Here is a 24,364-nt window from a genome sequence, read left to right as displayed (position 1 = left end):
GAGAAGACACATCCTTTCAGTCAAAAGACGAAATAGAAATAATACCCGTTGTCCTGTCGAGCCCGCAGGGCGCGATTTTCGGCATACACAGCGCATAAAGGTCCGTTGCTCTGTTTTCTAATTCAAGCATATTTTTCCCGCTTTTGTCAAGAGAAAATATGTCCGACGAATTGGTGATGACCGGCAGCGCTGCCCGCCCCTTCATGGAATGCAGAATTTCCGTGCCGCGCTGATTAAAGCCGAGGATGCGCAGATAGGGAGGAATCCCCGCGCTCATGGAAGCATCCAGCCCCAGAAAAGCGGAAAGAATGATCCGCCGGATTCTGGCGTGCGTATATCTTTTGGACTTAATCAGGCTGTATGCTTCCTCCAGGCCGCCGGCTTTGCGCACCGCGGCGTAAACCCGGTTCTCCAGCCCTTCGCTGATGTCGGGAAGGGCGGCGAACCGTTCGGGGCTCATCGTTCTCAGCTTTGCCAGAACGGCCCGCTCGATGAGGGCAAGGTCGGCGGGAGCGTTTCCGGCTTTTATTTCCCGCCTTGCCGTTTCCGCACAGGAAGGAGGCATCAGCGGGGAAAAATCTTCTCCGGAGCGCATCATTCTCCGTATCTGTGAGGCGGAGGCTATGAATCCCTCCGGGGCGTGCGCGTCGTGCGCGGCGCCCACGCGTCTGACTGTAAACGGTTCGATGCCGGAATTCAGTCTGCGCAGCGCCTTCAGGTATTCTATGCCTAAAATATTGTTTGGCTCGCTTAAAAGTTCCGCGGTTTCTTCGTCGAACAGGCCGGCGACCGCGTTTTGCCTTGCCTTTGCAAAGGTTGCGCCGCTTTTCAGCTCGGAACGGATTCTTTCCCGCAGCTCTCCGGAGCCGAGCGCCCGTTCTGCTTTGTATAAGTCCTCTGTGCGGCCGCATTCGCTGCCGAAGCTCAGCAGGTCGATTCCCATCGCGTCCAGCAGTGCCACGCCGCCGTAAGCAAACTTTTCCGCTCCCGCAAGCGCCCAGGGCAGCGGCAGCTCCACGACAAGGTCGACGCCGTTTTCCAGCGCCTGCCTTGTCCGCGCCCATTTGGAAAGGATCGCCGGTTCGCCGCGCTGCACGAAGTTGCCGCTCATGACCGCCGCAACGTGGGTTGCCCCCGCTTTGCGGGTTTCCGAAACCAGCGCGGCATGTCCGTTATGGAACGGATTGTATTCAGAAACGATTCCGGCCACATGCATTTTATGACAAACTCCTTGATTTTTCTTGAATTTGACGGTTCGATGTACTATTATTATAATATACAGTATTCTCTCGGCGGATTCAATAGCCGCTCGGGTATCTAAGAAAGCATTTTTAGGAGGAAAAAGCATGAAGATTTTGGTAATAAATGCAGGAAGCTCTTCGCTCAAATATCAGCTGATTGATATGGAAACCGAAGAGATGCTTGCAAAGGGGAACTGCGAGCGTATTGGAATAGAAGGCGGAACGTTTACCCATAAGACTGCGGACGGCCGCAAGAAGGACTTGCAGGTCACCATGTCCGATCATAAAGAGGCGTTCAAGCTGGTTACGGCAGCTTTAACGGATAAAGAGGTCGGTGTCGTCAAAAACCTGTCGGAGGTTACGGCAATCGGTCACCGCGTTGCTCAGGGCGGCGCCATTTTCAGCAAGTCCCTGTTTATCAATGAAGATGTGATCGAAGGAATCAAGAGCTTGATTCCGCTGGCTCCGCTGCACAACGGGCCCGAGCTTCAGGGAATCCTCGCCTGCCGCGAGGTTTTTGGAAAAGACATACCGGAATGCGTTGTCTTTGATACTTCCTTCCATTCCACCATGCCCCCGAAAGCTTACATGTTTGCCATTCCTTACGAATATTATGAAAAATATAAAATCCGCCGTTACGGCTTTCACGGCACCTCCCACCGCTATGTCAGCAATCACTGCGCGCATCTGATGCACCAGCCGATCGAGGACATCAACATGGTTACCTGCCATATCGGCAACGGTTCCTCCATTGCGGCCATCAAGGGCGGCAATGTTGTCGATACCAGCATGGGCCTTACGCCGCTGGACGGTTTTATGATGGGTACCCGCTCCGGCTCGCTTGACCCGTCGGTCGTAACCTTCATTATGGAGAAAGAAAACCTTACCCCCGAACAGATGGATGAAATTCTGAATAAGAAATCCGGACTGCTCGGCATCAGCGGACACAGCGACGACCGCGACGTTACCAAAGCGGAAATCGAGGGGGATCCCAGAGCTATTCTTGCCCACGAAATGCTTTCTTATCAGATTATCAAATATATCGGCTCCTATGCGGCGGCCATGAACGGCCTTGACTGCATCGTTTTCACAGCCGGTCTCGGTGAAAATCAGGCTCATCTGCGTTACGCGGTCTGCCGCGGCCTGAAATTCTTCGGCGTGAAGATCGATCCGGTTCTGAACGACAAAATGGTTTCCGGGCGCGAAGGCAAAATTTCCACTTATGATTCCAAGGTCGCCGTTTATGTTATTCCGACCAATGAAGAGCTTGTCATTGCGCGCGACACCAAGGAGATTGTCGAGAAGCTGACCTACGCTTCTACAGAGGACAAGACGGTCGTTGACCTTGAAGATATCTGATAAAATAAAGGAATAAAATGAAAAGGATGCATCCCGCGGGATGCATCCTTTTCATTTTATAAACTCTGCATATCCCTCCAAATGAATTTGTCTGCCTATGCTGTACCAGCAATAATCGTACTAAGTTATTGAATCACTTCGATCCCCGTCATGATCATCTGCTCAGCAAGGGAAGCCATGTGCTCCGAAGATTCCTTCAGTCCGGTTTCCAGCCATTTCTGCAGAAGTCCAATACAGCCGGAAACGATAAAGGAATAATAATATTCAAAATTCTGGGATTTACCAAACAGTTCCATCCAATCGCGGAAGCAACGCTCCCTAACCAAGTCTTTCAGACGGTTAATGAACAAGATATCCCCATTGCTACTGATTAATACTTTGCACATATCGGCATTCTCTTTTACAAAGCGGAAAATATCTACAATCATCGGTAACGGCCGTCCGTTTAAGGACTCTGCCGGATATCTGTCCAGCACGCTGTGGAAATTTTCAAACATCTCCTTTTCGATCTGTTCCACCATGTCGAACACGTCTTTATAATGCAGATAGAAGGTTCCACGATTAATATCTACCAGATCGGATAATTCTCTGACGGTGATATCCTTTATGCTCTTTTCCTCAAGAAGCTGCGTCAAACCCTGACGGAGCTCTTTTTTTGTTTTACGCACGCGGCGGTCCACTTTATCATTTCTCATAGTTTCTTTCTGCTCATGTCGTTCTATTTTATCATTTTGCATGATTTTCTCCTCTGCTCAACATAAAAATATACAAATGTCTATTATTGATCATATTGATCATAAATTGACCATTGCCGTCTTTTCTATGTCTTATTATAATAGATTCGTGTCAATTAATCAATTGAAATTTTGATTGAATAAAGCTTTTAAAGCGTATAAGAAGATAAAATTTGCCTTGGAAGATGAAAAGGGGCAAATCGCATTGGAAAGCGTTAAGGAAGAATAGAAGGAGATCTCTACCTATGAAAATACGCAGAAAGTTGCCCACCAAACGCAATGTGATCAATTTTATTGTCGACCGGAGGAGACTGCTTGAAATCATTTTCGGCATTCTTATCGTTTTGAGCCTTTTTTGCAGCCTGTTCGTTGAAATCAATTACGATTTAAAAGAATACCTTCCGGCCGACACACCGTCGGAAAGCGGAATCAATCTGATGGAGAAGGAGTTCGGCTATCCGGGGATCGCGCGCGTGATGGTGGACGATGTGTCGTTATATGAAGCCAAGGCCTATAAGGAAAAAATTGAAGCGATCGACGGCGTCGACCGGGTACTTTGGGCCGACTCCGAAACGGACGTCTATCAGGCCGGCGAATTCGTCGAGAGTAAAGACATCGAGGATTATTATAAAAACAGGCATTCCGTCATGGATATCATTTTTAAGGAAAGCGACACCAGCAAGCGTACCTCGCAGTCAATCGATGAAATCAGGAAAATAACCGGCGCAAAAGGGCATTTGGTCGGTCCCGCCGTACAAGATAAGACGGTCAGCGAGGGCCTGAGAAGCGAAATGGGCAGCGTGCTGGCGCTCGCTTTCGCGGTGATCGCCCTTGTTCTGTTCCTGTCGACGACCTCTTGGTTCGAGCCGGTTCTGTTCCTGTTCATCATGGCCATCGTCATCATCATCAACAGCGGCACGAATGTTTTTCTGGGGACGATCTCCTTTTTGACCTCAAACGTCTCGTCCGTTCTGCTGCTGGCCTGCTCGATGGACTTCTCCATTTTCCTGCTGCACGCATTCATCCGGAGAAAAGAGGCCGGCAAAGAACCGGAGCAGGCGATCCGTGACGCTCTGGAGGAAGCCATGAGTTCCATCATCCCCAGCGGTGTGAGTACCATCGCGGGTTTTCTGATGCTGGCGACGATGAAATTCACCATCGGCTTCGATCTGGGGATCGTTCTGGCAAAAGGGATCGTCATCAGTCTGGCTACCGTCCTTTGCCTGATGCCCGCGCTGATTCTGCACAGCTACAAGCTGGTCGAAAAAACGGCGCACCGCCCGTTTCTGCCGAAATTTGAAAAGCTCGGCAGGATTTCTTTCAAAGCGCGCTATGGCGTGCTGATCTTTATCGCGCTTGCCGCGGTTCCGGCTTTTGTCGCGCAGGGGATGAACGATTTCGTTTACGGCGGTGAAACGATGGGCGCGAGTCCCGGCACGCAGATGTATGCGGATGAGCAGGCGATCGACGCACAGTTCGGGCGCAGCAATCTTCTGATGGCCCTGTACCCGAACACCTCCCTGGTGAAGGAGAAGCAGCTTTCGGACGAACTGGAAAAGCTCGGATATGTGAAAAGCGTCACCTCGCTTTCAAATACGCTGCCGGAAGGCGTTCCGGCCAGTATGGTTCCGAAAAGAGAATTAAACGATCTGCACACGGACCGTTACGCGCGTATGATGATTTATATCAGGACCAAAGGGGAAAGTGAGCTGGCGTTCCATGCCTCCGATGAGATCCAGGCGGTCGTGAAAAAGTATTATCCGGAGGATTCCCATGTCATCGGCGAGACCCCTTCCACACAGGACATCAAAACCACGATCAACGGCGACTATAATGTGGTCGACCTGCTTTCCCTTGCCGGGGTCGGTGTGATTTATGCGATCACGTTCCAATCCGCCCTCGTTCCTTTCCTATTGATGATTCCGGTTGAAATGACCGTATTCTTCGATATGATTTTTCCTTATCTGGCGGGAGATTCAACAACGTTTTTGGGCTATCTGATCGTCAGCAACCTGATCCTGGGCGCTACAGACGACTACGGAATCCTGATTACCACCACATATCTGGATTTTCGCGGGAGGATGGACCGAAAGCAGGCATACATTGAAACGATCGCGACATGCACCCCTTCGATCCTGGCGTCGGGCATGATCCTTTCCGGGGCGGGATATCTTTTTTACTTCATTTCCTCCATCGCGGCGATCGGCGATCTGGGGCATCTGGTCGGCCGCGGCGCGCTGCTGAGCATCCTGTTGATGGTTTTCCTGCTTCCCGCGATCCTGTATCTATTTGACGGACCGATCCTGCGCAGCCGGCAAAGGCACGCGGACCGGCTGAAGCGGCTGCACGAAGGGAAAAGCAGGAAGCCCCTGCCGAAGCGAGAGGCCTTGAAAAATCTTCGGAAGCAGCTGAAAACGATCGCAGGAAGCTGGAAATTTCCCTGTAGACAGTCTTCAGGTCCGAAGAAACCGGGCGCATTTGAGACGTCTGAGCCAAATCCACCAAAATCAGAACAGGAGGATCTACAATGAGAACATGGAAAAAATTTTTGGCAGGCTTTCTTGCCGCGGTCATCCTGGCGCCGTCCCTGGTGGTACCCGCGCAGGCCGCCGCGCCGTCGGTGACGACGGACGAATCGATGTACGTCAACCTGGACCATTACGGAAAAGTGGAGCAGGTCAATGTTGTAAAAAGAGTTGACCTGAACGGGAACAGCCAATTTACGGATTACGGCTCTTATGAAAAAGTGACCAATATGTCCAATCTGACGGAACCAAGCGTTTCTTCACAGGGCGTCACTTGGAAGCTGCCGGAAAGCTCGGGGAGCTTTTTCTACGAATGTGCGCTCAAGCCGGAAGGCGCAACCCTCCCCTGGAGCTTTGACGTGTCCTATAAGCTCAACGGGGTCCCGACCGACGCAGAAAATCTGGCCGGGGCTTCCGGTATGGTGGAAATCAGCGTGAAAGCCGTACCGAACCGGAATGTCAGCGATTATTACAAAAACAACATGCTTTTACAGGCCGGCACCATGATCGATATGGAAGACACGCTGAGCATCGAGGCGCCCGGAGCGCAGGTGCAGACGGTGGGAAAATCAAAGCTTGTCATGTTCGCCGCGCTGCCAGGCGAGGAAACGACCTTTAACATGCGGATCGGAACGAAGAAATTTGAGACCGACGGACTGGTACTCATGATGGTTCCGGGCTCCCTTGACCAGATGAAGGATATCAAGGACCTCAAGGAAGACAAGGATACGATGGAGGATTCCGTGGATGCGATCCACGACAGCACCAATGTGATTCTCGGCACGATCGAATCGATGTCCGTCGGGCTGAAGCGGACGCAATCCGGCCTTTCCGCTCTGGACCGGGCGCGCGGCACGATCAGCTCCGAAAAGGACGGTCTGTACGACAAAGCGGACCTGAGCCTTGCGGATCTCACCGCTGTCGCGCAGCAAACGGCACTTCTGGTTCCCCATCTGCAAAGCGCGCAGCAGATGGTTAAGGATGTGAATGGCGACCTGAATGCGCTGACGAAAACCGTCGGCGAAGCCAAGCCCTATCTCGCTTCACTCAATAGTTCCATCGGCAAAATTCAGGACGATGTGAAGGACCTGCGGGAGGTGCTCGACAATATTGACAACACTTCCAGCGATCGGAATGAGGTCCTCGGTGATATGAGGAAGGATATCGAAAGTGCGAGAGCCGGTCTGACCGCGCTGCAGCCGCTTCTGACTGATTTGAGCAAAAATCTGGGTGAACTGAGCGCTCTTCTCGAGCAGCTGCAGCAGGCGCTGGGTGAAACCGACCCGGCGAACGCCGCTTTATTTGCAAGCCTGAAAAAGGTGGCAGACTCAACGAACGGCCTTGTGTACGCGATGGGACTGGCATGCGGCCAGGCGGACGAGTACCTTGACACGGCGGACAAAACCTCGATTTGGCGGACGATTATTTCGATGCACTGGACGACGCCACGGACGCCGCGGATTCGATGCTGAAGCATTCCAACCAGCTGGGCGATTCCGCGCAGAGTCTTCTGCGGCTGGGGGAAACGCTGATCGACCAGACGACGGCCCTGAACAGCACGATGAACCGGTACGAGCCAGAAACCGTCTCCGCGCTGAAGGATACCGAGGAGCTGACGCGCCGCCTGACCAGCGCCCTGAACAGTTCGAATGCCTTTCTGTCGTCGTTCGAGTCCACCATGAAAGCCAGCGACGGCAACCTGGACGCAGGAAGCCGCGACAGCCTGAACGGCATGATCGGCGTGTTGGGAAAGAGCCTCGACGGCATCTCCCAGACCTCGGTCATCAAAAAGGCCAACAACACCATCAAGGACACGATCGATAAGGAAACGGATAAATATGAAGACGACAGCAACCTTTTGAACCTGGACGCCGAGGCAAAGCCGGTTTCTTTTACCTCCGAGAAAAATGCCTCCCCCGAAAGCATCCAGATCATCCTGCGCACGGAGGAAATCAGCGCCGGGGACGAGGAGGAAAGCACGGAGGATCTTGAAAAGGAAAAGGAGAAGATGAATCCCTTCCAGAGAATGCTCAATGTATTTCAAAAGATCTGGCACTCTGTGATCGACGCGTTTACAGAATAATTTGGCTAAATTAAGATACAATAGCCAGAAAAGGTTTTGTCCATTATTGGATACTTTTCTGATACTGTCCTTATAGGAAATTTGAGAGTATTCATCTTGAGGCCAAAGAAAACAAAAACGAAAGAGATAAAAGCCTTGTAATATGCAAATTGCATTACAAGGCTTTTATTCTGAAGCAATAAGAAAAATGGTAGCACTATTTTGGAAACTTGTTCCGTTTCATCTTTTGCACCCAATCCCCGTTTAAATGTCTATAGTGCAACAAAGGCTTATTTGAAGTCTTTTTGCATAGGTTTGCGGCAGGAATTGAATGTAAAGATATAGGAGGCTGAAACATGGGAATAGCGATTGCAATGGCGCATCCTCCGGCCTTGGGAAAGAGTTTGCGGGAGAACTCATTGAAAACCATCCGGAGAAAGTCTTTTCTAAATTTAAGAAAGCGATGAATACATAATGTATTTATACGAATACAAGTCATAACCCCCGCTTGCCGGGGATTATGACTTGTTGTTTTTCTGTCTTTTAATCACTTTCAGGCGGGAGAATTCTTCCCTGTCCTTTTCTTCCAGCGCGTCGGTAATAAACTTTACGGTTTCCTCAAACCGGGGAATCATAATATTCTTCAGCGCGTTGGCCCGCTTCTGGGTCTTTTTGATCGCGTCCGCCAGCCGGTAAACGCTATTTTCCACCTCTGCCAGCTCTGCGGTCAGCCGCTTTACTTCGTTGAATTTCATATAGGCATTGTCCAGCATAATATTGGTGGAATTCAGCCCGAACGGAATCGGCGCACACACCGTATCAATCGAAACCATGGGAATCTCCACCCCCATGACGCTTCTGTAGGCTACGTTCAGGTTGTTGTCGAGCGGTACCGTGCGGGACAGTTCGTTGCAGATGCCCAGCGTGATATTTGCTCTCTGCAGCGCGGCGTAAGCTTCATCGTAAGTATCGTCAATGACGCTCTGAATTTTTGCGGCCCGCTCAATCAGAGCCATCATTTCACGGATCAGGATGTTGCGTTTACGATCCAGAAGATCATAGCCGGTGCGCGAAAGCGCAAGGGTTTTTTTTGTAGCGAGCAGATTGCCTTTTGTGGGGACGATCTGGTTGCTCAATGCGGCTCACCTCCTTACTTAGCCGGTCAAATCGTGCGGTACCGTGACACGCACCATTTCTCTCAGCCGTATTCGTATGGTAAAAATTGCCCTGCTGCACGATTCCGGAATTACTCCGCCGGAGTTTCCTGTCCGGGTTTCTCAGGTTCCTGGGCTTTGCTGTAGTATTTATCGAGAATCGCGTCGTCCACACGGTCCAGCTCCCCGCGCGGCAGGGTGGAAAGCAGTTTCCAGCCCAGGTCAAGGCTCTGGCCGATCGTGCGGTTTTCATTGAAGCCCTGGTTGACGAACTGGGATTCGAACAGCTTGCCGAATTCAATATATTTCTTATCGACGGGCGAAAGCTCTTCTTCGCCGATAACCGACGCCAGGGAACGGGCGTCCATCACCTTCGCGTAGGACGCGAAAAGCTGGTTGGAAAGCGCGGAGTGATCTTCACGTGTGTAGCCCGCACCGATGCCGTCCTTCATCAGACGGGAAAGGGAGGGCAGTACGGAAACCGGGGGATAGAAGCCGGAGCTGTCGAGCGAACGGTCCAGAACGATCTGGCCCTCGGTAATATAGCCGGTCAGGTCGGGGACAGGGTGGGTCACGTCGTCGTTCGGCATGGTCAGAATCGGAATCTGCGTGACGGAGCCTTTCTTGCCGCGGATCATTCCGGCCCGTTCGTAAAGGGAAGCGAGGTCGGAGTACAGGTAGCCCGGGAATCCTTTTCTGCCCGGGATTTCACCCTTGGAGGAGCTGAATTCACGCAGCGCCTCTGCATAGGAGGTCATATCCGTCATAATGACGAGGATGTGCATCCCCAGCTCAAAGGCAAGGTATTCGGCGACCGTCAGCGCGCAGCGCGGGGTCAGGATTCTTTCAATGATCGGGTCGTTTGCAAGGTTCAGGAACATAACGACCTTCTGCAGTACGCCAGACTCGTCAAACGAGCGGCGGAAGTATTCGGCAACGTCGTTTTTTACACCCATGGCGGCGAAAACAATCGCGAAGTTGCTGCCGCTGTCGTCGCTGATCTTCGACTGTCTCGCGATCTGGACGGCAAGCTCGTTGTGCTTCATGCCGGAGCCGGAAAAGATCGGGAGCTTCTGGCCTCGGATCAGCGTCATCAGGGTGTCTATGGTAGAAATGCCGGTGTTGATATAGTTTTTCGGGTATTCTCTGGAGACCGGGTTGATCGGCGTCCCATTGATATTGGCTTTTTTCAAAGGGAATATTTCGCCGAGCCCGTCAATCGGGCGGCCCGAGCCGTTGAACACGCGGCCCAGAATTTCCGGGGAAAGCGGCATCTCCATCGGATGTCCCATCAGCCTCGTGCTGGTATTGTCAAGGGAAATGCCGCGGGTGCCTTCAAACACCTGGATCACAACGCGGCTGCCTTCCATCTGAACAATTCGTCCCCGACGCAGCGTGCCGTCGTTCAGACGGATATCGACGACCTCTTCAAACGAGGCGTTTGCGACATCGTCCAGAACGATCAGAGAGCCGTTAATTTCTTGTAAGCCGATATAATCAAGAATCATGGCGTAACCACCTTCTTAGGTAAAATTAGGAGTTTCATCCGGGCGTCAGGAAGCAAGAATTGCGGAGAGAGTCCGGTCTATTTCTTTTATATAGTCGTCGAACATCTCCGGCTTGTTGTTGGGAATGTCGTATTTCATCTTGACCAGCTTGTCGAACAGCCCGGACTGCACAATGCCGGAAATCGGCACGGACGCGGACACAAGCTGTCTTGCCTTTTTATAGAGATACAGGATCACTTTCATCATCAGCTTCTGCTTTTCAAGGGGAACAAAGGTATCTTCCGCGTGGAAAGCGTTCTGCTGCAGGAAACCGACTCTGATAATTCTGGCGATCTCAATGATCAGCTTCTGGTCGTCGGGCAGAACGTCCGAGCCGATCAGCTTGACAATTTCCATCAGCTGGTTTTCTTCCTGCAGGATTTTATTGATCTCCTTGCGGTATTTGATAAAGTCTTCGCCCAAATGCTCCGCGTACCACGGATCCAGATCGGTGAAATATTCACTGTAGCTTTGGGTCCAGTTGATGGCCGGGTAATGCCTTGCGTAAGCAAGGGCTTTATCCAGCGCCCAGAAGCAGCGGGTAAAACGTTTTGTGTTCTGTGTGACGGGCTCGGAAAAGTCGGAGCCCTGCGGGGAAACGGCGCCGATAATGGTAATGGAGCCGTCCGTGCTGTTCAAATTTTTGACCATGCCCGCGCGCTCGTAAAATTCGGAAAGGCGGCTGGGCAGATAGGCCGGGAAGCCTTCCTCGGCGGGCATTTCCTCCAACCGGCCGGATATCTCGCGGAGAGCTTCCGCCCAGCGGGAAGTGGAGTCCGCCATGATGGCAACATGATAGCCCATGTCGCGGTAGTATTCGGCAAGCGTGATTCCCGTGTAAATGGAAGCCTCGCGCGCCGCGACGGGCATGTTGCTGGTGTTGGCGATCAGTACGGTCCGGTCGGTCATCGGCCTGCCGGATTTCGGGTCGATCAGTTCCGAAAACTCATCCAGAACCTGGCTCATTTCATTGCCGCGCTCGCCGCAGCCGACGTAAATAATGATATCAGCATCACACCATTTGGCGAGCTGATGCTGCGTCATGGTCTTTCCGGTGCCGAAGCCGCCCGGAATCGCCGCAGTGCCTCCCTTCGAAATGGGGAAGAGGGTGTCTATGACACGCTGGCCGGTAATCAGCGGCACTTTTGTCTGCAGGCGCTCGGTCACCGGGCGCGGCACGCGGATCGGCCAGCGCTGGCAGAGGGAAAGCCGGTGTGTTTCCCCGTGTTCGTCCTGCAGCTCCACAACGGGATCGGTCACTTTGTATTTGCCGTCTGCGTTTACCTTTGTGACCACGCCGGAAAGAAGCGGGGGAACCATGCATTTATGCTTGATGATGGTTGTTTCCGGGCACTCGGCGTAAACGTCGCCGCCCTTTAACCGGTCGCCCTCTTTCACGGTGACCGTAACGTCCCAAAGCCGGCTCTCATCCAGAGCGGACACGTTGCTTCCGCGGGCGATAAACGCGCCGGACTGCTCCGCAATACTTTTCAGCGGGCGTTCGATTCCATCAAAAATATTATCGATAATTCCGGGGCCGAGCGTAACGTTCATGGGGCTGCCGGTACCGGAAACAGGCTCTCCGGGCTTCAGCCCCGTAGTTTCTTCATAAACCTGAATGGTAATTAATTTATTTGTAATGCCGATTACTTCGCCGACCAGGCGTTCGTTCCCGACATATACCATTTCCATCATGGAAAAGCTGCGCGAGTCCTTGACGGTTACGACGGAACCGTTTATTCCGAATATTACATTCTGATTCTCCATCTCATTCATCTCCGTTATAACAATTGGGTACCGGCTCAGACGATAGCCATCCCCGAGTTTTCCGCAAACCACTCGCGCTGGTCCTCCAACATGGAATCGAGCGTTATGTCCGCGGCAATGCCCATCCGGGAATTGTAGGCGCGGATCCCGCCGATATGAATGTCGGGGCTGATCTTGAAAGTACAGTCTTTTCCAAAAGCCTCTTTTATCAGCTCCTGGTAGGTTTCGTCTTCTTTTTTAATGCAAAGGACAGTGCCGGGTGTTGTAAAGGTCCCCGAAAGCTCGGCCGCGAATTTTTTCAGCAGAAGGGCATAGTCGCTTTTCTGCGTAAACTCCGTCAGCGCGTTTTTGGCACGCCCAAAAACCTCCGTGGTGATTTTCCGGCGTTGAGCCAGAAGTTCCTTTCGGCCTTCCATTTCACGCTGAGCCATTTCACGGGAAATCGCGTTGCGCATTTCCGCCATTTCCTTCTGGATCAGGCGGTATGCTTGAGTCAGCACCTCCACCTCGGCTTCATCCAGCTCTTTTTGCTTGAATTCCGTCACTTCCCGCTCAATCTTTTTACGCTGTTCTTCCGCGTAGTGATTGATGGCAAGGTAGAATTTATTCATTTTATCATCGTTGACAGCCATGATTGAATCCCCCCGTTCCGCCGTAATTGCGGCTTAAATTTTCAGCCCGATGGCCTCACGGACATAACGGGTAATCGAATCCTTCGTACGGCCGTTGCCGTGTCTGTCCGGAATTTCCAGAATAAGCGGGCGCTTTTGATTGAGCTTTAAATCATAAATCAGATCGGGGCAAAGGGAAAGGAGGTTTTCCGTTATCAGAATAACGGCGACATCTTCCATTGCCATGGCCTCCTTCAGTGCTTTCTGCACCTCGGCGGTCTCATGAACCACCACGCCGTCGATCCCGGCCAGACGCAGCCCAACCTGCGTATCCACATTGTCGCTTATCAGGTAAAAGCGCATAGGCAAATGCACCTCAGCTTTCGATCAGTTAAACCTTGTTCAGGATCAGAATGGAAATCAGCAGGCCGTACAGAGCGATACCTTCGCCCAGAGCCACGAAGATCAGCGCCTTACCGAACGCCTTCGGATCTTCGCTGGTCGCGCCGATAGCGGCGGGGGCCGCCGCGGCAACGGCAATACCGCCGCCGATGCCCGCAAGACCGGTAACGAGAGCGGCCGCAATCAGGCCCATTCCCGTAGAATTGTCAACAGCTCCGGTTTCAGAGGAGGAAGGTTTGGCGGGAGTGTCGGAAGGAGTGGTGGCGGAAGCCACGACGGGAATCGCAAAGGTAAGGACGCAAACCGCCATAAAGGCCAAAAGCTGCGTCGCTACGGCACTGCGAACTTTTTTCCCGTTCTTAACGGAGCGGACGGAAAGAATTACCGAAGCAATTAAAAACAATACAGGTAAGCAAATTAATACGAATTTCATGATAATACCTCCATCAAATATCTGATTGATATGGTTATCGGCAAAAAGCATTACTGCTCCCTACGAACAACAACAGGATTGAACGGACGTCCTCCGCCGTCGAAGAAACGGCTGAACATCTCGTAGAATTCAAGCCTCAATACCTGAATCCCCACAAGCAGGCCCTCCAGGGCCATAACGAACACGTTGCCGATCATCACGATCAGGACGTATCCGATGCCGCCGGACATTTCGGCAAGCGTAAACACAACCAGCATCATACCGGCGTGGACAAGCACAAAAGCGCCTACACGCAGAAAGCTCATGGTGTTTGTCGCAAAGCTCAGCAGGAATTCAAACACCTCGAAAAAGTTCTGCATGATGAAATCGCCCCATTTTTCGGGCTTCCAGTCCGGCCTGTGCTCCACGAAACCACCGAGCACTTCGCGGAAGAACATCACGGCGATCGGCAGGATGATGAAGCAGACGACATAGGAAGGAGTGACGATCTGCCAGCCAAACAGCATCTGTCCGCCGAAACCGAACACCAGCGACGTATAGAAAATGAACCCGGCGACCCCGTTGGGGCCGAACAGAGCGTTCTCATAGTGCTTTCTCTTCAGGGAAGAGTAAATGTTGATTAAGATTGCCAGCATGACCAAAACCACGCCGATTCCCACCGCGGAATAGATGATCGTGTTGGTGGTGGCGGGCTTCATCACTTCCACCGGTTTTTCGGCAAAGCCGAGCGCGCGGTACACCGGGTCGAGCGCGTTCTCAAAGCCGAATACCGAACCGAAGACCAGTCCGAAAACAGCGGAAGAAAAGCCGCAGGGAATCAGGATTCTGCCAAGCTTCATCTGCTTCTTTTTCCACATGTACCAGCCGATCAGGGAAACGCAAAGTCCCTGGCCAAGGTCGCCGAACATGATGCCGAACAGCAGGAAATAGGTAAGGGCGACAAACGGGGTCGGATCGACCTCGTCATAACACGGAAGCCCGTACATATCGACAAAGAATTCAAAGGGGCGGAATATCTTCTTGTTTTTCAGCTCTACGGGCGGGGAGTGCAGCAGCTCTTCCTCGGCTCCTTCAAAGGTGTAATTCAGGGACTCCACCTTGTCGAGCGCTTTTTTGAAGCGGTTTTCCTGATCCGCCGGAATCCAGCCGGTCAGGATGAAATTATCGTTGTAGCGGGCCGCATAGCGACGGATCCCAAAATAGACGGACTGCTCGGTCAGCCAGGAATAAACCTTCTGGCACATTGTCTTTTCCTTTTTCCAAAGCGATTCAAACTGTTCGTCGATATGCTTGAGGCGCTCTGTTTCCGCATCGCGTTTTTTGCGGAGCGTTTCCACACCCGATTCCGGGCTGCCGGTCAGTTCCGTCAGGCGTGTCCTTTCAAAATAGAGGCTGGAAAAGATCCGGTCGACCTCGCTGACCATATCAATGGGCGAAAAATAAACCCCCCAGTAATGAGTCGCATCGCTCGTGGACGGAAAAAAGATAATGTATGGATTTTGTTTGTAAGAATTCAGTTTTTCATAGCTTTCCTTCGGAAGAGAACCGAACCGAACCTTAATGTACTTGCAGGCGTGAATCTGGTCCAGGTCCAGTTCAAGGCCCACGAAATGACTGATTTTTTCTATTTCGCCGGTGTAATTCTGAATTTTGAGCTGAGCGTCCGCACGTTCCTTCTGCAGTTGGCTGAAAGAGGACGATATATAGTCAACGTAATCGTTCATCTCTTCGCGGCTCATCTTGATTCTGGAAACTTCGGCGGCGCTCAAAAGGGGAAGCTTCTTTTTGGAACCCGCCATGGCATCGGTAAGCTGCTGCAGGGGCTCGGAGTAAGGATTTTCTTCATTCAGCGGAGAAAAATCGGAAGTATCGGAGTAGAATGACAGCGCATTGTCCGGGTGAAATACACACGATTTTCCGCACAGCGCGGTGGCTTGATCCAAGTCATCCATTCTTCCTATTATACTGATTACTTTCACTTTTAAAACGGCCAAATATCAATCACTCCTTTCATTGAAATGATAGACTACAAGCAATTTCACAATCTCTTCAGGAGGCAATTTGTATCTGATTCCCTCGACAATCGTAATGATGTCCCTTACTTCCGTTTCCATGATAAAGGTATACGAAATCATCACGACCGACGGGTGGGTGGAAAAATGAATGTCATGCCGGCATGTCATATACTTTACCCGGTTGGAGATTTCTCCGGCATAACTGTGTTCAATTTTCAGAAAATGCTTGCCAATGGAGGTCCGCTCCATCAGTTCAGTTACAGCGTCGGCATTTTCCGCTTCAATCATTTCGTTCAGGATTCGTTTGTTTATATTTCCGAACGGCAGAAGAGAACTCCGGATAAAATCAGGCCCCGCGTTATATGAAGCTTTTAAACGGATAATGCGGGCATAATTAATCAGGTCAATATAGGAGTTGAAAATGTCACGGAGCTGTCTTGCGGTTTCCCCGTGGGTATAGCGGTCGATTACTTCAAACAGATTCTGATAGAGATAGGTGTAAAGGGCGTTTTCAATTCCGGTGTAATTGATCGGAATTCCCTTAATCGGTTTGAATCCTTCCAGAAGTTTTTGGTATGGTGTGTGGCTGAGCGCGCTGAGCAGGTCGTCGTAGCTTTTCATCTGGCTTAGCGCCGTCAGGTTAATGTGCGTGTGCCGGGTCAGATACATTGGCAAAGAAAACAGGTAATCCTCCGGCGTGCCGGCTTCCAGTAAAAGAATGCTGTGCAGAATCTGCTCAATTTCGCTGCGCATGATCGGATACCGGGAAAAATGGTCGCCGACGGATATTTCGTATCTGCACAGGGAAGCATAATCATCAAAAAGCTTTTGCTTCAGCTTGGCCTCGAGCTGGCCGCGGTGGACGCTGTTTTGATCAATTCCCGCAAGCGCCTTGCCGTAGGCTGTCCGCGTTTTCAGGTAGTTGGCGATTTCCCCCACGTTCTGACAGGCCAGCAATTCCCTGTAATTCTGTTTTGTAAGGCGCCTTCCGTACATGGCGCGCGCCTTTGACAAAATCGCATTGGAAGAAAAGGTGGAAAGCATTTTTTATCACTCTCCTAATACGCGGGCGACGATTGCATTTACCCATGCGTCGCCGTTTTTGGCGTAAAGATCGTCAAGCTTTGAAGAAAGCTCGGCGATTTTCTTTTTCTTCTCATTCCATTCGGCCTCGGCAGCCGCGCGTTCACCCGGCTCATTCAGAGCAATCCGTTTTCTGGCCCTTTCCAGATAATCATTCCGAATCTGTTCCCGTTTTTCTGCGACTTCCTTTTCAGAACTGACCTTCTCCCGTTGGGCCGCATCCGTAATTTCTCGGGCTTGACGGTCCATTTCGACAATCTGCTTAATCAAATCCTGCATCTGACCGCGCCTCCTCATGGCGAAATAAACAATTTATTTCAAAATATTTGTAAACATATTACATACTCGGTGATTACTCATTATAGTCCTGTTGTGCGGCTTTTACAATGTGCAATAATACGCAAGGAAAAGCATTATTTTTTATAAAATTATACATTGTGTTTAAATTATCAGAAAAACCGGGAGCTTTATCAGCCTTGTTTTCGACTTAATTTTTAAGACTTTGCATCGGTGCGGGGATTCTTCCGCCGCGCTCGATAAATTTCAAAGGAGAGAACCGATTGACTTCCATCACGGGGCCGCCGCCCAGAAGGCCGCCGAAATTCAGCTCTTCTCCGGCCTTTTTCCCGATCGCCGGAATGATGCGCACGGCGGTGGTTTTCGAGTTGACCATACCGATCGCGGCTTCATCCGCAATAATGGCGGAGAGAATTTCCGCGGGTGTGTCGCCCGGAACCGCAATCATGTCCAGACCTACGGAGCACACGGCGGTCATTGCTTCCAGCTTGACGATGCTCAGCGCGCCGCACCGCGCGGCGTGAATCATGCCCGCATCCTCCGTTACCGGGATAAACGCGCCGGAGAGTCCGCCGACATGGGAGGACGCCATCACGCCGCCCTTTTTGACGGCGTCGTTCAGAAGGGCGAGAGCGGCTGTCGTGCCGTGCGCGCCGCAGCACTCAAGGCCCATTTCCTCCAGAATATACGCCACGGAATCGCCCACGGCCGGAGTCGGCGCAAGGGAAAGATCGACGATGCCGAACGGAACGTACAGCCTGCGGGAGGCTTCCTGTGCCACCAGCTGACCCATGCGTGTGATTTTAAACGCCGTTTTTTTAACGATATCCGCTACCGCCGTAATGTCGCAGTCGCCGGCCTTTGCCAGCGCCGCGCGGACGACGCCGGGGCCCGAGACGCCCACGTTGATCACGCAGTCCGGTTCACCCGCCCCGTGGAAGGCGCCCGCCATAAACGGATTGTCCTCCGGCGCGTTGCAGAAAACGACCAGCTTGGCCGCGCCGATGCAGTCCCGGTCGGCGGTGGCCTGTGCCAGCTCACGGATGATCTTGCCCATTTTGGCCACGGCGTCCATATTGATGCCCGCCTTGGTGGTTCCGATGTTGACGGAGGAGCAGACGAATTCCGTCTCGCTCAGCGCTTCCGGAATGCTCTTGATCAGGGCATAGTCGCCGGGCGCAAATCCCTTGTGAACCAGCGCGGAATAACCGCCGATGAAGTTGACGCCGGTCGATCTGGCGGCACGGTCAAGGGCTTTGGCAAAATGCACCGGGTTGTTGCCGGGGCACGCGGCCGCGATCATTGCAATGGGGGTAACGGCGATTCTTTTATGAATAATCGGGATGCCGTATTCTTTGCTGATATCTTCGCCGGTTTTTACCAGATTACCCGCGTAACGGCAAATTTTATCATAAATTTTATCGCAGGATTTATCGATGTCCGAATCGACGCAGTCCAGAAGGGAAATCCCCATTGTGATGGTGCGCACGTCCAGATTTTCATTGTCAATCATGTTGATGGTTTCCAGTATGTCATGGGAGTTGACCATTGCTTGTCCTCAGACCCTTCTTTTATATAATGTAGCTTTATATCCGGTGCATGGAGTTGAAGATATCCTCGTGCATGACGTGGATGGTCAGATTCATATCGCTGCCGATTGCCGTGAGCTTGTCCGAAAGCTCGTTGAAAGGGATGGTGGATTTTGAAATATCGACCATCATGATCATGGCGAACAGATCCTGTAAAATGGATTGTGTCACTTCTACTACGTTGACGCCGTTGTCGGCACAGATCGTAGAAACCCGGGCAAGGATGCCCACCATATCTTTGCCTATGACCGTAATTACCGCACGCATAGTTATTACCTCCAGATGAATATTGTTAGGAAAAAACTTACACTTCATTATGAACGACATTTGAATTCTTGTCAATAGAAGCCGTGAGGGCATGCGGCGTAGTCAATCTGTTCAAACATAAGCCCTTTTAATGGGCGCAAAATATGGATGATTGACCTATAAATATACGGCGTTTTATGATACTATGTTATATTAATAAGGTAATTTGAGGCAATTTGTTTTTTACCGGGAGGAAATTTATGAAATATCATTATATATCGGACAGCCACGTCCATTCCGACTGTTCCCGCGACGCCAACGACCCGACCATGATGATGTGCGAAAGCGCGGTGCGGCTCGGGCTTTATTCCATTACCATGACGGACCATTGCGAATGCAACGTCTACCGGGAGGAAGAGTACGACAAAAGCATCCGGCAGTCTTACTTTGAAGCGCGCAAAGCGGGGGCCGTTTTTCACAGCCGCCTGCATGTCTATGCCGGAGTGGAGCTTGGACAGCCCATGCAGGATCCTTCCGCCGCGGACGACGTTCTCGGCTCCTGCGATTTCGATTTTGTGCTTGCTTCCGTCCACAGTGTTAAAAACAGTGTGGATTTTTATGATTTGGATTACAGGCATGCGGATATCGACGATGCCCTGGAAAGGTATTTTGACGAGATTCTGGAAGTAATCGAATGGGGAAAATTCGATTCTCTCGCTCATCTGACCTATCCCTGGCGGTATATTGTCGGCGAACACAACATCAAAATCGACAATCAAAAATTTGGAGGAAGAATAGACGAGGTGCTGAGAGCGCTGATCCTGAAGCACAGGGCGCTGGAGATCAACACTTCGGGGCTCCGCCAGAAGATTGGTACGACTCTGCCGGATCTGCCGGTGCTGGCCCGCTACCGCGAGCTGGGCGGCAAGCTGGTCACCATCGGTTCGGACGCACACCGCTGGGCCGACGTGGGGGGCGGGGTGGAAAAGGGGCTCAGCCTTTTGCTTGCCGCAGGCTTTCATCACTTTACCGTTTATCAACATCATATACCTAAATTTTTACCGATATCTTAAAATTCATGAAAAATTTTGGGAGGAATTATTATGGACCGTTTACTGAATCTTTTAGATGAAAATGCACGCCTGAGCACTGAACAATTGGCCGTCATGCTGGACAAAACCCCGGACAAGGTCGCTGAAGCGATCGCCGATTACGAAAAGCAGGGGGTGATCAGGGGCTATAAGGCGCTTATCAACTGGGAAAAAATCGATGAGAATAAAGCAAGCGCGCTGATCGAGCTGCGCGTATCGCCGAAGCGCGACCGCGGCTTTGACGAAATTGCCAACCGCATTATGCAGTTTGACGAGGTGGAAAGCGTTTACCTGATGTCCGGCGGCTATGATCTGGCGGTCAAGGTGCACGGCAAAAGCATGCAGGAAATCGCCATGTTCGTCATGCGCCGCCTGTCCACGCTCGACTCCGTCCTTTCCACAGCCACCCACTTTATCCTGACCCGTTACAAAGACGGCGGCGTCATCCTCAACTCCGGGGATGAGAAGGACGAGAGAAGGAGTGTTCTGTGTGATTGATTACCAGTCCGTGCTCAATGAGGAAATCAAGCAGCTGAAGCCGTCCGGAATCCGCCGCTTCTTCGACATTGCAAACGAAATGGAGAACGTGATCTCCCTGTCCATCGGCGAGCCCGACTTTTCCACGCCCTGGCATGTCCGCCAGGAGGGAATCAAATCGCTGGAGGACGGCAAGACGTGGTATTCGCCGAACCGCGGATTTATAGAACTGAGGGAAGAAATCTGCCGGTGGCTGAAGCGCCGCTACCATATTGAATATGAGGCAAAGACGGATGTCGTCGTGACGGTAGGCGGCAGCGAGGCGATCGATCTCTGTATCCGCTGCCTGATTAATCCCGGCGAGGAAGTGCTGATCCCCGAACCGAGCTTTGTCTGCTACCGTCCGCTGACGGAAATGGCGGGCGGCGTGCCGGTTACGATCGAAACGAAGCAGGAGGATCAATTCCGTCTGACCGCGAAAGCGCTGCGGAAGAAGATCACGCCGAAAACGAAGCTGCTGATTCTTCCGTTTCCCAACAACCCGACCGGCGCGGTCATGCGCCGCAACAATCTGGAGGAGATCGCCGAGGTCGTCCGGGAAAACGACCTGCTGGTGCTTTCGGATGAAATTTACAGCGAGCTTACCTACGGCGATACCCGCCACGTCTCTTTTGCCGCGATAGAGGGAATGAAGGAACGCACCGTTGTCGTGAACGGTTTTTCCAAAGCGTTTGCAATGACCGGCTGGCGCCTCGGTTATGCCGTTGGGCCGAAAGAAATCGTCGGGCAGATGACGAAGCTTCATCAGTACGGCATCATGAGCGCCCCTACTATGGCGCAGTACGCCGCGATCGAAGCCCTGAAAAACGGCGACAGCGACATTGACGAAATGCGGGAACAATACGACATGCGCCGTCGGCTGATTGTGGACGGTTTCAATTCCATGGGGCTGACCTGTTTTGAGCCGGAAGGGGCCTTCTATGTATTCCCCTGTATTAAAAGTACGGGAATGACCTCTCAGGATTTCTGCGAAAAGCTGATTTATGCGGAGCATGTCGCGGTCGTTCCGGGCGGCGCTTTCGGCAGCTGCGGGGAAGGGTATGTGCGCGTGTCCTATTCGTACTCCATTAAGCATATTACGGAAGCAATGTCGCGGATCGGCCATTTCCTGAAGAACTTATAAGGCCGGAAGAGGAGAACACAAGGATGCCTTTCACAGTCAAAGCAAACGCGAAAATCAACCTGACGCTGGACATTACCGGGAAACGCGAGGACGGCTATCATCTTCTGCGCATGGTAATGCAGTCCGTCACCCTTTGCGATACCCTTACGCTCCGTAGGGAAGGAAAGGGGATCCGCCTTTTCTGTGACCGGAGCGAAATTCCCTGTAATGAAGCCAATACCGTTTATAAAGCCGCGGCGGCCTTTTTTGCTTACACCGGCATCAACCAGAACCTGACGGTACATATTGATAAGGCGATTCCGTCCCAGGCCGGTCTGGGCGGCGGAAGCGCCGACGCTGCCGCCGTGCTGCTTGCGCTGAATCAAATATACGGCGCCGGTTTACCGGAGAAAACGCTCTGTGAAATCGGGCTGAAAATCGGCGCGGACGTTCCGTTCTGCGTTGCCGGCGGGACCGCGCTTGTCGAAGGGATCGGGGAAAAGCTGACGGCTTTGCCCGCCCTGCCCCCGTGCCATATTGTGATCTGTAAGCCGCCGGTGGGGGTCGACACCAAAAAGGCCTATGCGTTGGCGGACGCCGCCTCAAAAAAAGAGAGCGGCTTTTCCTCCGCCATGCTCGACGCGGTCCGAAGGAGAGATCTCAGCGCGGTCGCACAGAATCTTGGCAATGAGTTTGAACAGGTGATGCACCTTGCCGAAGCGGCCCATATCAAAAACGCGATGATTCGGCACGGCGCGCTCGGCGCATGTATGACCGGAAGCGGCTCGGCCGTTTTCGGTATTTTTGAAGAGGATGGAAAGGCCGTGTCCTGCCAATCGGCGCTGAAGGACGTTTATCCCGAAGCCCTTGTCTGTGAGCCGGCTTCCTCGGGCTGTCTGCTTCAATGGAAGGATTGACGATGGAGCAAACGGAATCTTTTTACCCGGAAGATCAAAAAGAAATGTACGCGCTTTTAAAGACGCAGATGAAAGCGGTTTTGGACGGGGAACGCCACGTGATCCCCAATCTGGCGAACGCTTCCGCCCTGCTGGGCGGCGCGCTGCAGAATATCAACTGGGTGGGCTTTTACCTGAAGCATCGGGAGGAGCTGCTGCTCGGGCCGTTTCAGGGAAAGCTTGCCTGTGTGCATATCGCGTTTGGAAAGGGTGTCTGCGGCGCCGCGTACAGCCGCGGGGAAACCGTGCTGGTGAGGGACGTCCATCGGTTCCCGGGGCACATTGCCTGTGACTGCGCTTCCAACTCTGAAATCGTCGTTCCGCTGTTCAGCCATCGGCAGGCCGTCGGCGTGCTGGACATCGACAGTCCGCTGTTTGCTCGCTTCAACGAAACGGATGCCCGCGAGCTGGAAGAGCTCGCCCGGATCATTGAAAATTCGTGCGACTGGACCGAACTGCCCGGTTTGCAGTGAACGCAGGAGCGGAAAGGAGGAAAAATTGAATATTCAGATATTCGGAAAGCCGAAATGCTTTGATACCAAAAAGGCGGAACGCTATTTTAAGGAACGCAAAATAAAATACCAGAGCATCGACGTCGCGAAATACGGCATGAGCAGGGGAGAGTTCAACAGTGTCAAGTCGGCTGTCGGCGGCCTTGAGAAGCTGATTGACGGGGATTCAAAGGATGACGACGCTGTGCTCCTCCGGTACCTCGCGGGGGCCCAGGCCAAAGAGGAAAAGCTTCTCGCAAATCCGCAGCTTCTGAAAACGCCCGTCGTCCGCAACGGAAAACGGGCGACTGTGGGCTATCAGCCCGAAATCTGGAAAACGTGGGAGTGATTTTGTCCCATCATTATACAAAATTAGGCCCACAACGAATAAAAGCGGTTTTTTGTGTCAATAATTCCCTTGCAACATAAACAACAGAAAGGGACTTACTTAACATGAAACTGTTTGAAAAATCGCTTTGTCTGGCACTGATATTAACCGTGCTGTTTTCCTTCACCGGCTTTGCCGCCGGCTGTGAAGATATACCGAACCATGTACTTCGACTGCACGTCCTCGCGAATTCCGACTCCGAATCGGATCAGGCGCTGAAACTGAAGGTGCGCGACCGGATTCTTACCGAGAGCAAAGGCCTGATGGACAACGTCAAAAATAAAGCCGAGGCACAGGAAGCCGTTCGCTCCGCCATTCCACAGCTGAAAGCGGCGGCGGAGGACGAAGTCAAAAAGCAGGGCTTTGATTATCCCATCAATGTGGAAATGGTCCACATGTATTTTACCACCAGAGAGTACCGGACGGTGACTCTCCCGGCGGGGGACTATGATTCCCTGCGCGTGACCATCGGGAAGGCTGCGGGCCGCAACTGGTGGTGCGTCATTTTCCCGCCGATGTGCCTGCCCGCCGCCGAGGAACCCAAGGAGTTGGGCGACGTGCTCAACGCGAACCAGCTTGGAATCGTAGAGGGCAAAGGCGAATTTGAAGTAAAATTCAAATCGGTGGAACTTTATGAACAGCTGAAAAATTACCTCGAAAAGAAATAGAATATTCTTTTACAGCATTTCCACTTGCTTATGCAAATGTGTTCGTATTCCCCCCGCCTTTGGCGG

The 24,364-nt window shown here is 52.1% G+C and carries 24 protein-coding genes and 1 pseudogene; 12 read left to right on the top strand and 13 right to left on the bottom strand.

What is annotated here, in order from left to right; all coding sequences use genetic code 11:
• Positions 1-16 precede the first annotated feature (16 nt).
• Positions 17-1,216: a tRNA(Met) cytidine acetate ligase gene (locus tag VXK30_RS10340; RefSeq protein ID WP_275717573.1), complete on the bottom strand. Its 1,200-nt coding sequence runs from the start codon at positions 1,214-1,216 to the stop codon at positions 17-19.
• A 130-nt stretch (positions 1,217-1,346) separates the two neighbouring features.
• Here VXK30_RS10340 and VXK30_RS10335 point away from each other — a divergent pair, with 130 nt between their 5' ends.
• Positions 1,347-2,600, top strand: coding sequence for an acetate/propionate family kinase (locus VXK30_RS10335; protein ID WP_275717572.1), 1,254 nt, complete (start codon positions 1,347-1,349; stop codon positions 2,598-2,600).
• Between the two features lie 125 nt (positions 2,601-2,725).
• Here VXK30_RS10335 and VXK30_RS10330 read toward each other — a convergent pair whose 3' ends face one another.
• Positions 2,726-3,337 (bottom strand): TetR-like C-terminal domain-containing protein, encoded by a 612-nt coding sequence (locus VXK30_RS10330; RefSeq protein ID WP_442868017.1) that lies wholly within the window; start codon positions 3,335-3,337, stop codon positions 2,726-2,728.
• A gap of 242 nt (positions 3,338-3,579) precedes the next feature.
• Here VXK30_RS10330 and VXK30_RS10325 point away from each other — a divergent pair, with 242 nt between their 5' ends.
• The 4 genes and pseudogenes from VXK30_RS10325 to VXK30_RS10310 form a co-directional block, all read left to right on the top strand.
• Positions 3,580-5,865: an efflux RND transporter permease subunit gene (locus VXK30_RS10325; RefSeq protein WP_275717571.1), complete on the top strand. Its 2,286-nt coding sequence runs from the start codon at positions 3,580-3,582 to the stop codon at positions 5,863-5,865.
• The gene (locus VXK30_RS10320; protein ID WP_275717570.1) at positions 5,862-7,331 is read left to right on the top strand and encodes a hypothetical protein; all 1,470 of its coding nucleotides are present in this window, start codon (positions 5,862-5,864) and stop codon (positions 7,329-7,331) included. Before VXK30_RS10325 ends, VXK30_RS10320 begins: the two co-directional genes overlap by 4 nt.
• Entirely contained in the window at positions 7,271-7,942 is a 672-nt protein-coding gene (locus tag VXK30_RS10315) for a hypothetical protein (protein ID WP_275717569.1), read from the top strand. Before VXK30_RS10320 ends, VXK30_RS10315 begins: the two co-directional genes overlap by 61 nt.
• A gap of 192 nt (positions 7,943-8,134) precedes the next feature.
• Positions 8,135-8,266 (top strand): annotated as a pseudogene (locus tag VXK30_RS10310) (SDR family NAD(P)-dependent oxidoreductase); the annotation flags it as partial.
• A gap of 173 nt (positions 8,267-8,439) precedes the next feature.
• On the opposite strand, the gene VXK30_RS10305 reads toward VXK30_RS10310, so the two are convergent.
• The 11 genes from VXK30_RS10305 to VXK30_RS10255 all read right to left on the bottom strand — a co-directional run bounded on the left by VXK30_RS10305 (position 8,440) and on the right by VXK30_RS10255 (position 19,086).
• Positions 8,440-9,057, bottom strand: a complete 618-nt coding sequence (locus tag VXK30_RS10305) for a V-type ATP synthase subunit D (RefSeq protein WP_275717568.1) — start codon at positions 9,055-9,057, stop codon at positions 8,440-8,442.
• 110 nt (positions 9,058-9,167) lie between these two features.
• Positions 9,168-10,583, bottom strand: coding sequence for a V-type ATP synthase subunit B (locus VXK30_RS10300; protein ID WP_275717567.1), 1,416 nt, complete (start codon positions 10,581-10,583; stop codon positions 9,168-9,170).
• 45 nt (positions 10,584-10,628) lie between these two features.
• A complete protein-coding gene (locus VXK30_RS10295) occupies positions 10,629-12,389 on the bottom strand; it encodes a V-type ATP synthase subunit A (protein WP_275717566.1) in 1,761 nt (586 codons plus the stop codon).
• A 35-nt stretch (positions 12,390-12,424) separates the two neighbouring features.
• Positions 12,425-13,021, bottom strand: a complete 597-nt coding sequence (locus VXK30_RS10290; RefSeq protein WP_275717565.1) for a V-type ATP synthase subunit E — start codon at positions 13,019-13,021, stop codon at positions 12,425-12,427.
• A gap of 33 nt (positions 13,022-13,054) precedes the next feature.
• A complete protein-coding gene (locus VXK30_RS10285) occupies positions 13,055-13,363 on the bottom strand; it encodes a V-type ATP synthase subunit F (protein WP_275717564.1) in 309 nt (102 codons plus the stop codon).
• A 28-nt stretch (positions 13,364-13,391) separates the two neighbouring features.
• A complete protein-coding gene (locus VXK30_RS10280; protein ID WP_275717563.1) occupies positions 13,392-13,835 on the bottom strand; it encodes an ATP synthase subunit C in 444 nt (147 codons plus the stop codon).
• Positions 13,836-13,885: 50 nt separating this feature from the next.
• On the bottom strand, positions 13,886-15,787 hold the full coding sequence (locus VXK30_RS10275; protein WP_275717562.1) for a V-type ATP synthase subunit I: 1,902 nt from the start codon (positions 15,785-15,787) through the stop codon (positions 13,886-13,888).
• 45 nt (positions 15,788-15,832) lie between these two features.
• Positions 15,833-16,894 carry a V0D/AC39 family V-type ATPase subunit gene (locus VXK30_RS10270; protein WP_275717561.1) on the bottom strand — a complete coding sequence of 354 codons (1,062 nt, stop codon included), beginning with the start codon at positions 16,892-16,894 and terminating at the stop codon, positions 15,833-15,835.
• Between the two features lie 6 nt (positions 16,895-16,900).
• A complete protein-coding gene (locus tag VXK30_RS10265; protein WP_275717560.1) occupies positions 16,901-17,212 on the bottom strand; it encodes a hypothetical protein in 312 nt (103 codons plus the stop codon).
• Between the two features lie 208 nt (positions 17,213-17,420).
• Complete coding sequence (locus VXK30_RS10260) at positions 17,421-18,779, bottom strand: PFL family protein (protein ID WP_275717559.1); 1,359 nt, start codon at positions 18,777-18,779, stop codon at positions 17,421-17,423.
• A gap of 37 nt (positions 18,780-18,816) precedes the next feature.
• A complete protein-coding gene (locus VXK30_RS10255) occupies positions 18,817-19,086 on the bottom strand; it encodes an ACT domain-containing protein (RefSeq protein WP_038324643.1) in 270 nt (89 codons plus the stop codon).
• Positions 19,087-19,325: 239 nt separating this feature from the next.
• Between VXK30_RS10255 and VXK30_RS10250 the strand changes: the two genes are divergently transcribed.
• The 7 genes from VXK30_RS10250 (at position 19,326) to spoIIR (ending at position 24,298) form a co-directional block, all read left to right on the top strand.
• Entirely contained in the window at positions 19,326-20,138 is an 813-nt protein-coding gene (locus VXK30_RS10250) for a histidinol-phosphatase HisJ family protein (RefSeq protein WP_275717558.1), read from the top strand.
• A gap of 30 nt (positions 20,139-20,168) precedes the next feature.
• Positions 20,169-20,654 (top strand): Lrp/AsnC family transcriptional regulator, encoded by a 486-nt coding sequence (locus VXK30_RS10245; protein ID WP_275717557.1) that lies wholly within the window; start codon positions 20,169-20,171, stop codon positions 20,652-20,654.
• Positions 20,617-21,816, top strand: coding sequence for an aminotransferase class I/II-fold pyridoxal phosphate-dependent enzyme (locus tag VXK30_RS10240; protein WP_442868016.1), 1,200 nt, complete (start codon positions 20,617-20,619; stop codon positions 21,814-21,816). The genes VXK30_RS10245 and VXK30_RS10240 overlap by 38 nt, the downstream gene beginning before the upstream one ends.
• Before the next feature lie 23 nt (positions 21,817-21,839).
• A complete protein-coding gene (gene ispE, locus VXK30_RS10235; RefSeq protein WP_275717555.1) occupies positions 21,840-22,712 on the top strand; it encodes a 4-(cytidine 5'-diphospho)-2-C-methyl-D-erythritol kinase in 873 nt (290 codons plus the stop codon).
• 2 nt (positions 22,713-22,714) lie between these two features.
• A complete protein-coding gene (locus VXK30_RS10230; RefSeq protein ID WP_275717554.1) occupies positions 22,715-23,224 on the top strand; it encodes a GAF domain-containing protein in 510 nt (169 codons plus the stop codon).
• 25 nt (positions 23,225-23,249) lie between these two features.
• Positions 23,250-23,591, top strand: coding sequence for an arsenate reductase family protein (locus VXK30_RS10225; RefSeq protein WP_275717553.1), 342 nt, complete (start codon positions 23,250-23,252; stop codon positions 23,589-23,591).
• A 104-nt stretch (positions 23,592-23,695) separates the two neighbouring features.
• Positions 23,696-24,298, top strand: coding sequence for a stage II sporulation protein R (gene spoIIR, locus VXK30_RS10220; protein WP_275717552.1), 603 nt, complete (start codon positions 23,696-23,698; stop codon positions 24,296-24,298).
• Positions 24,299-24,364 lie beyond the last annotated feature (66 nt).

The organism is Caproiciproducens sp. CPB-2, from assembly GCF_036287215.1.
Classification (GTDB): domain Bacteria; phylum Bacillota; class Clostridia; order Oscillospirales; family Acutalibacteraceae; genus Caproiciproducens.
The sequence above is the reverse complement of the archived record's forward strand: the minus strand, read 5'-3'. Positions and strand labels throughout refer to the sequence as shown.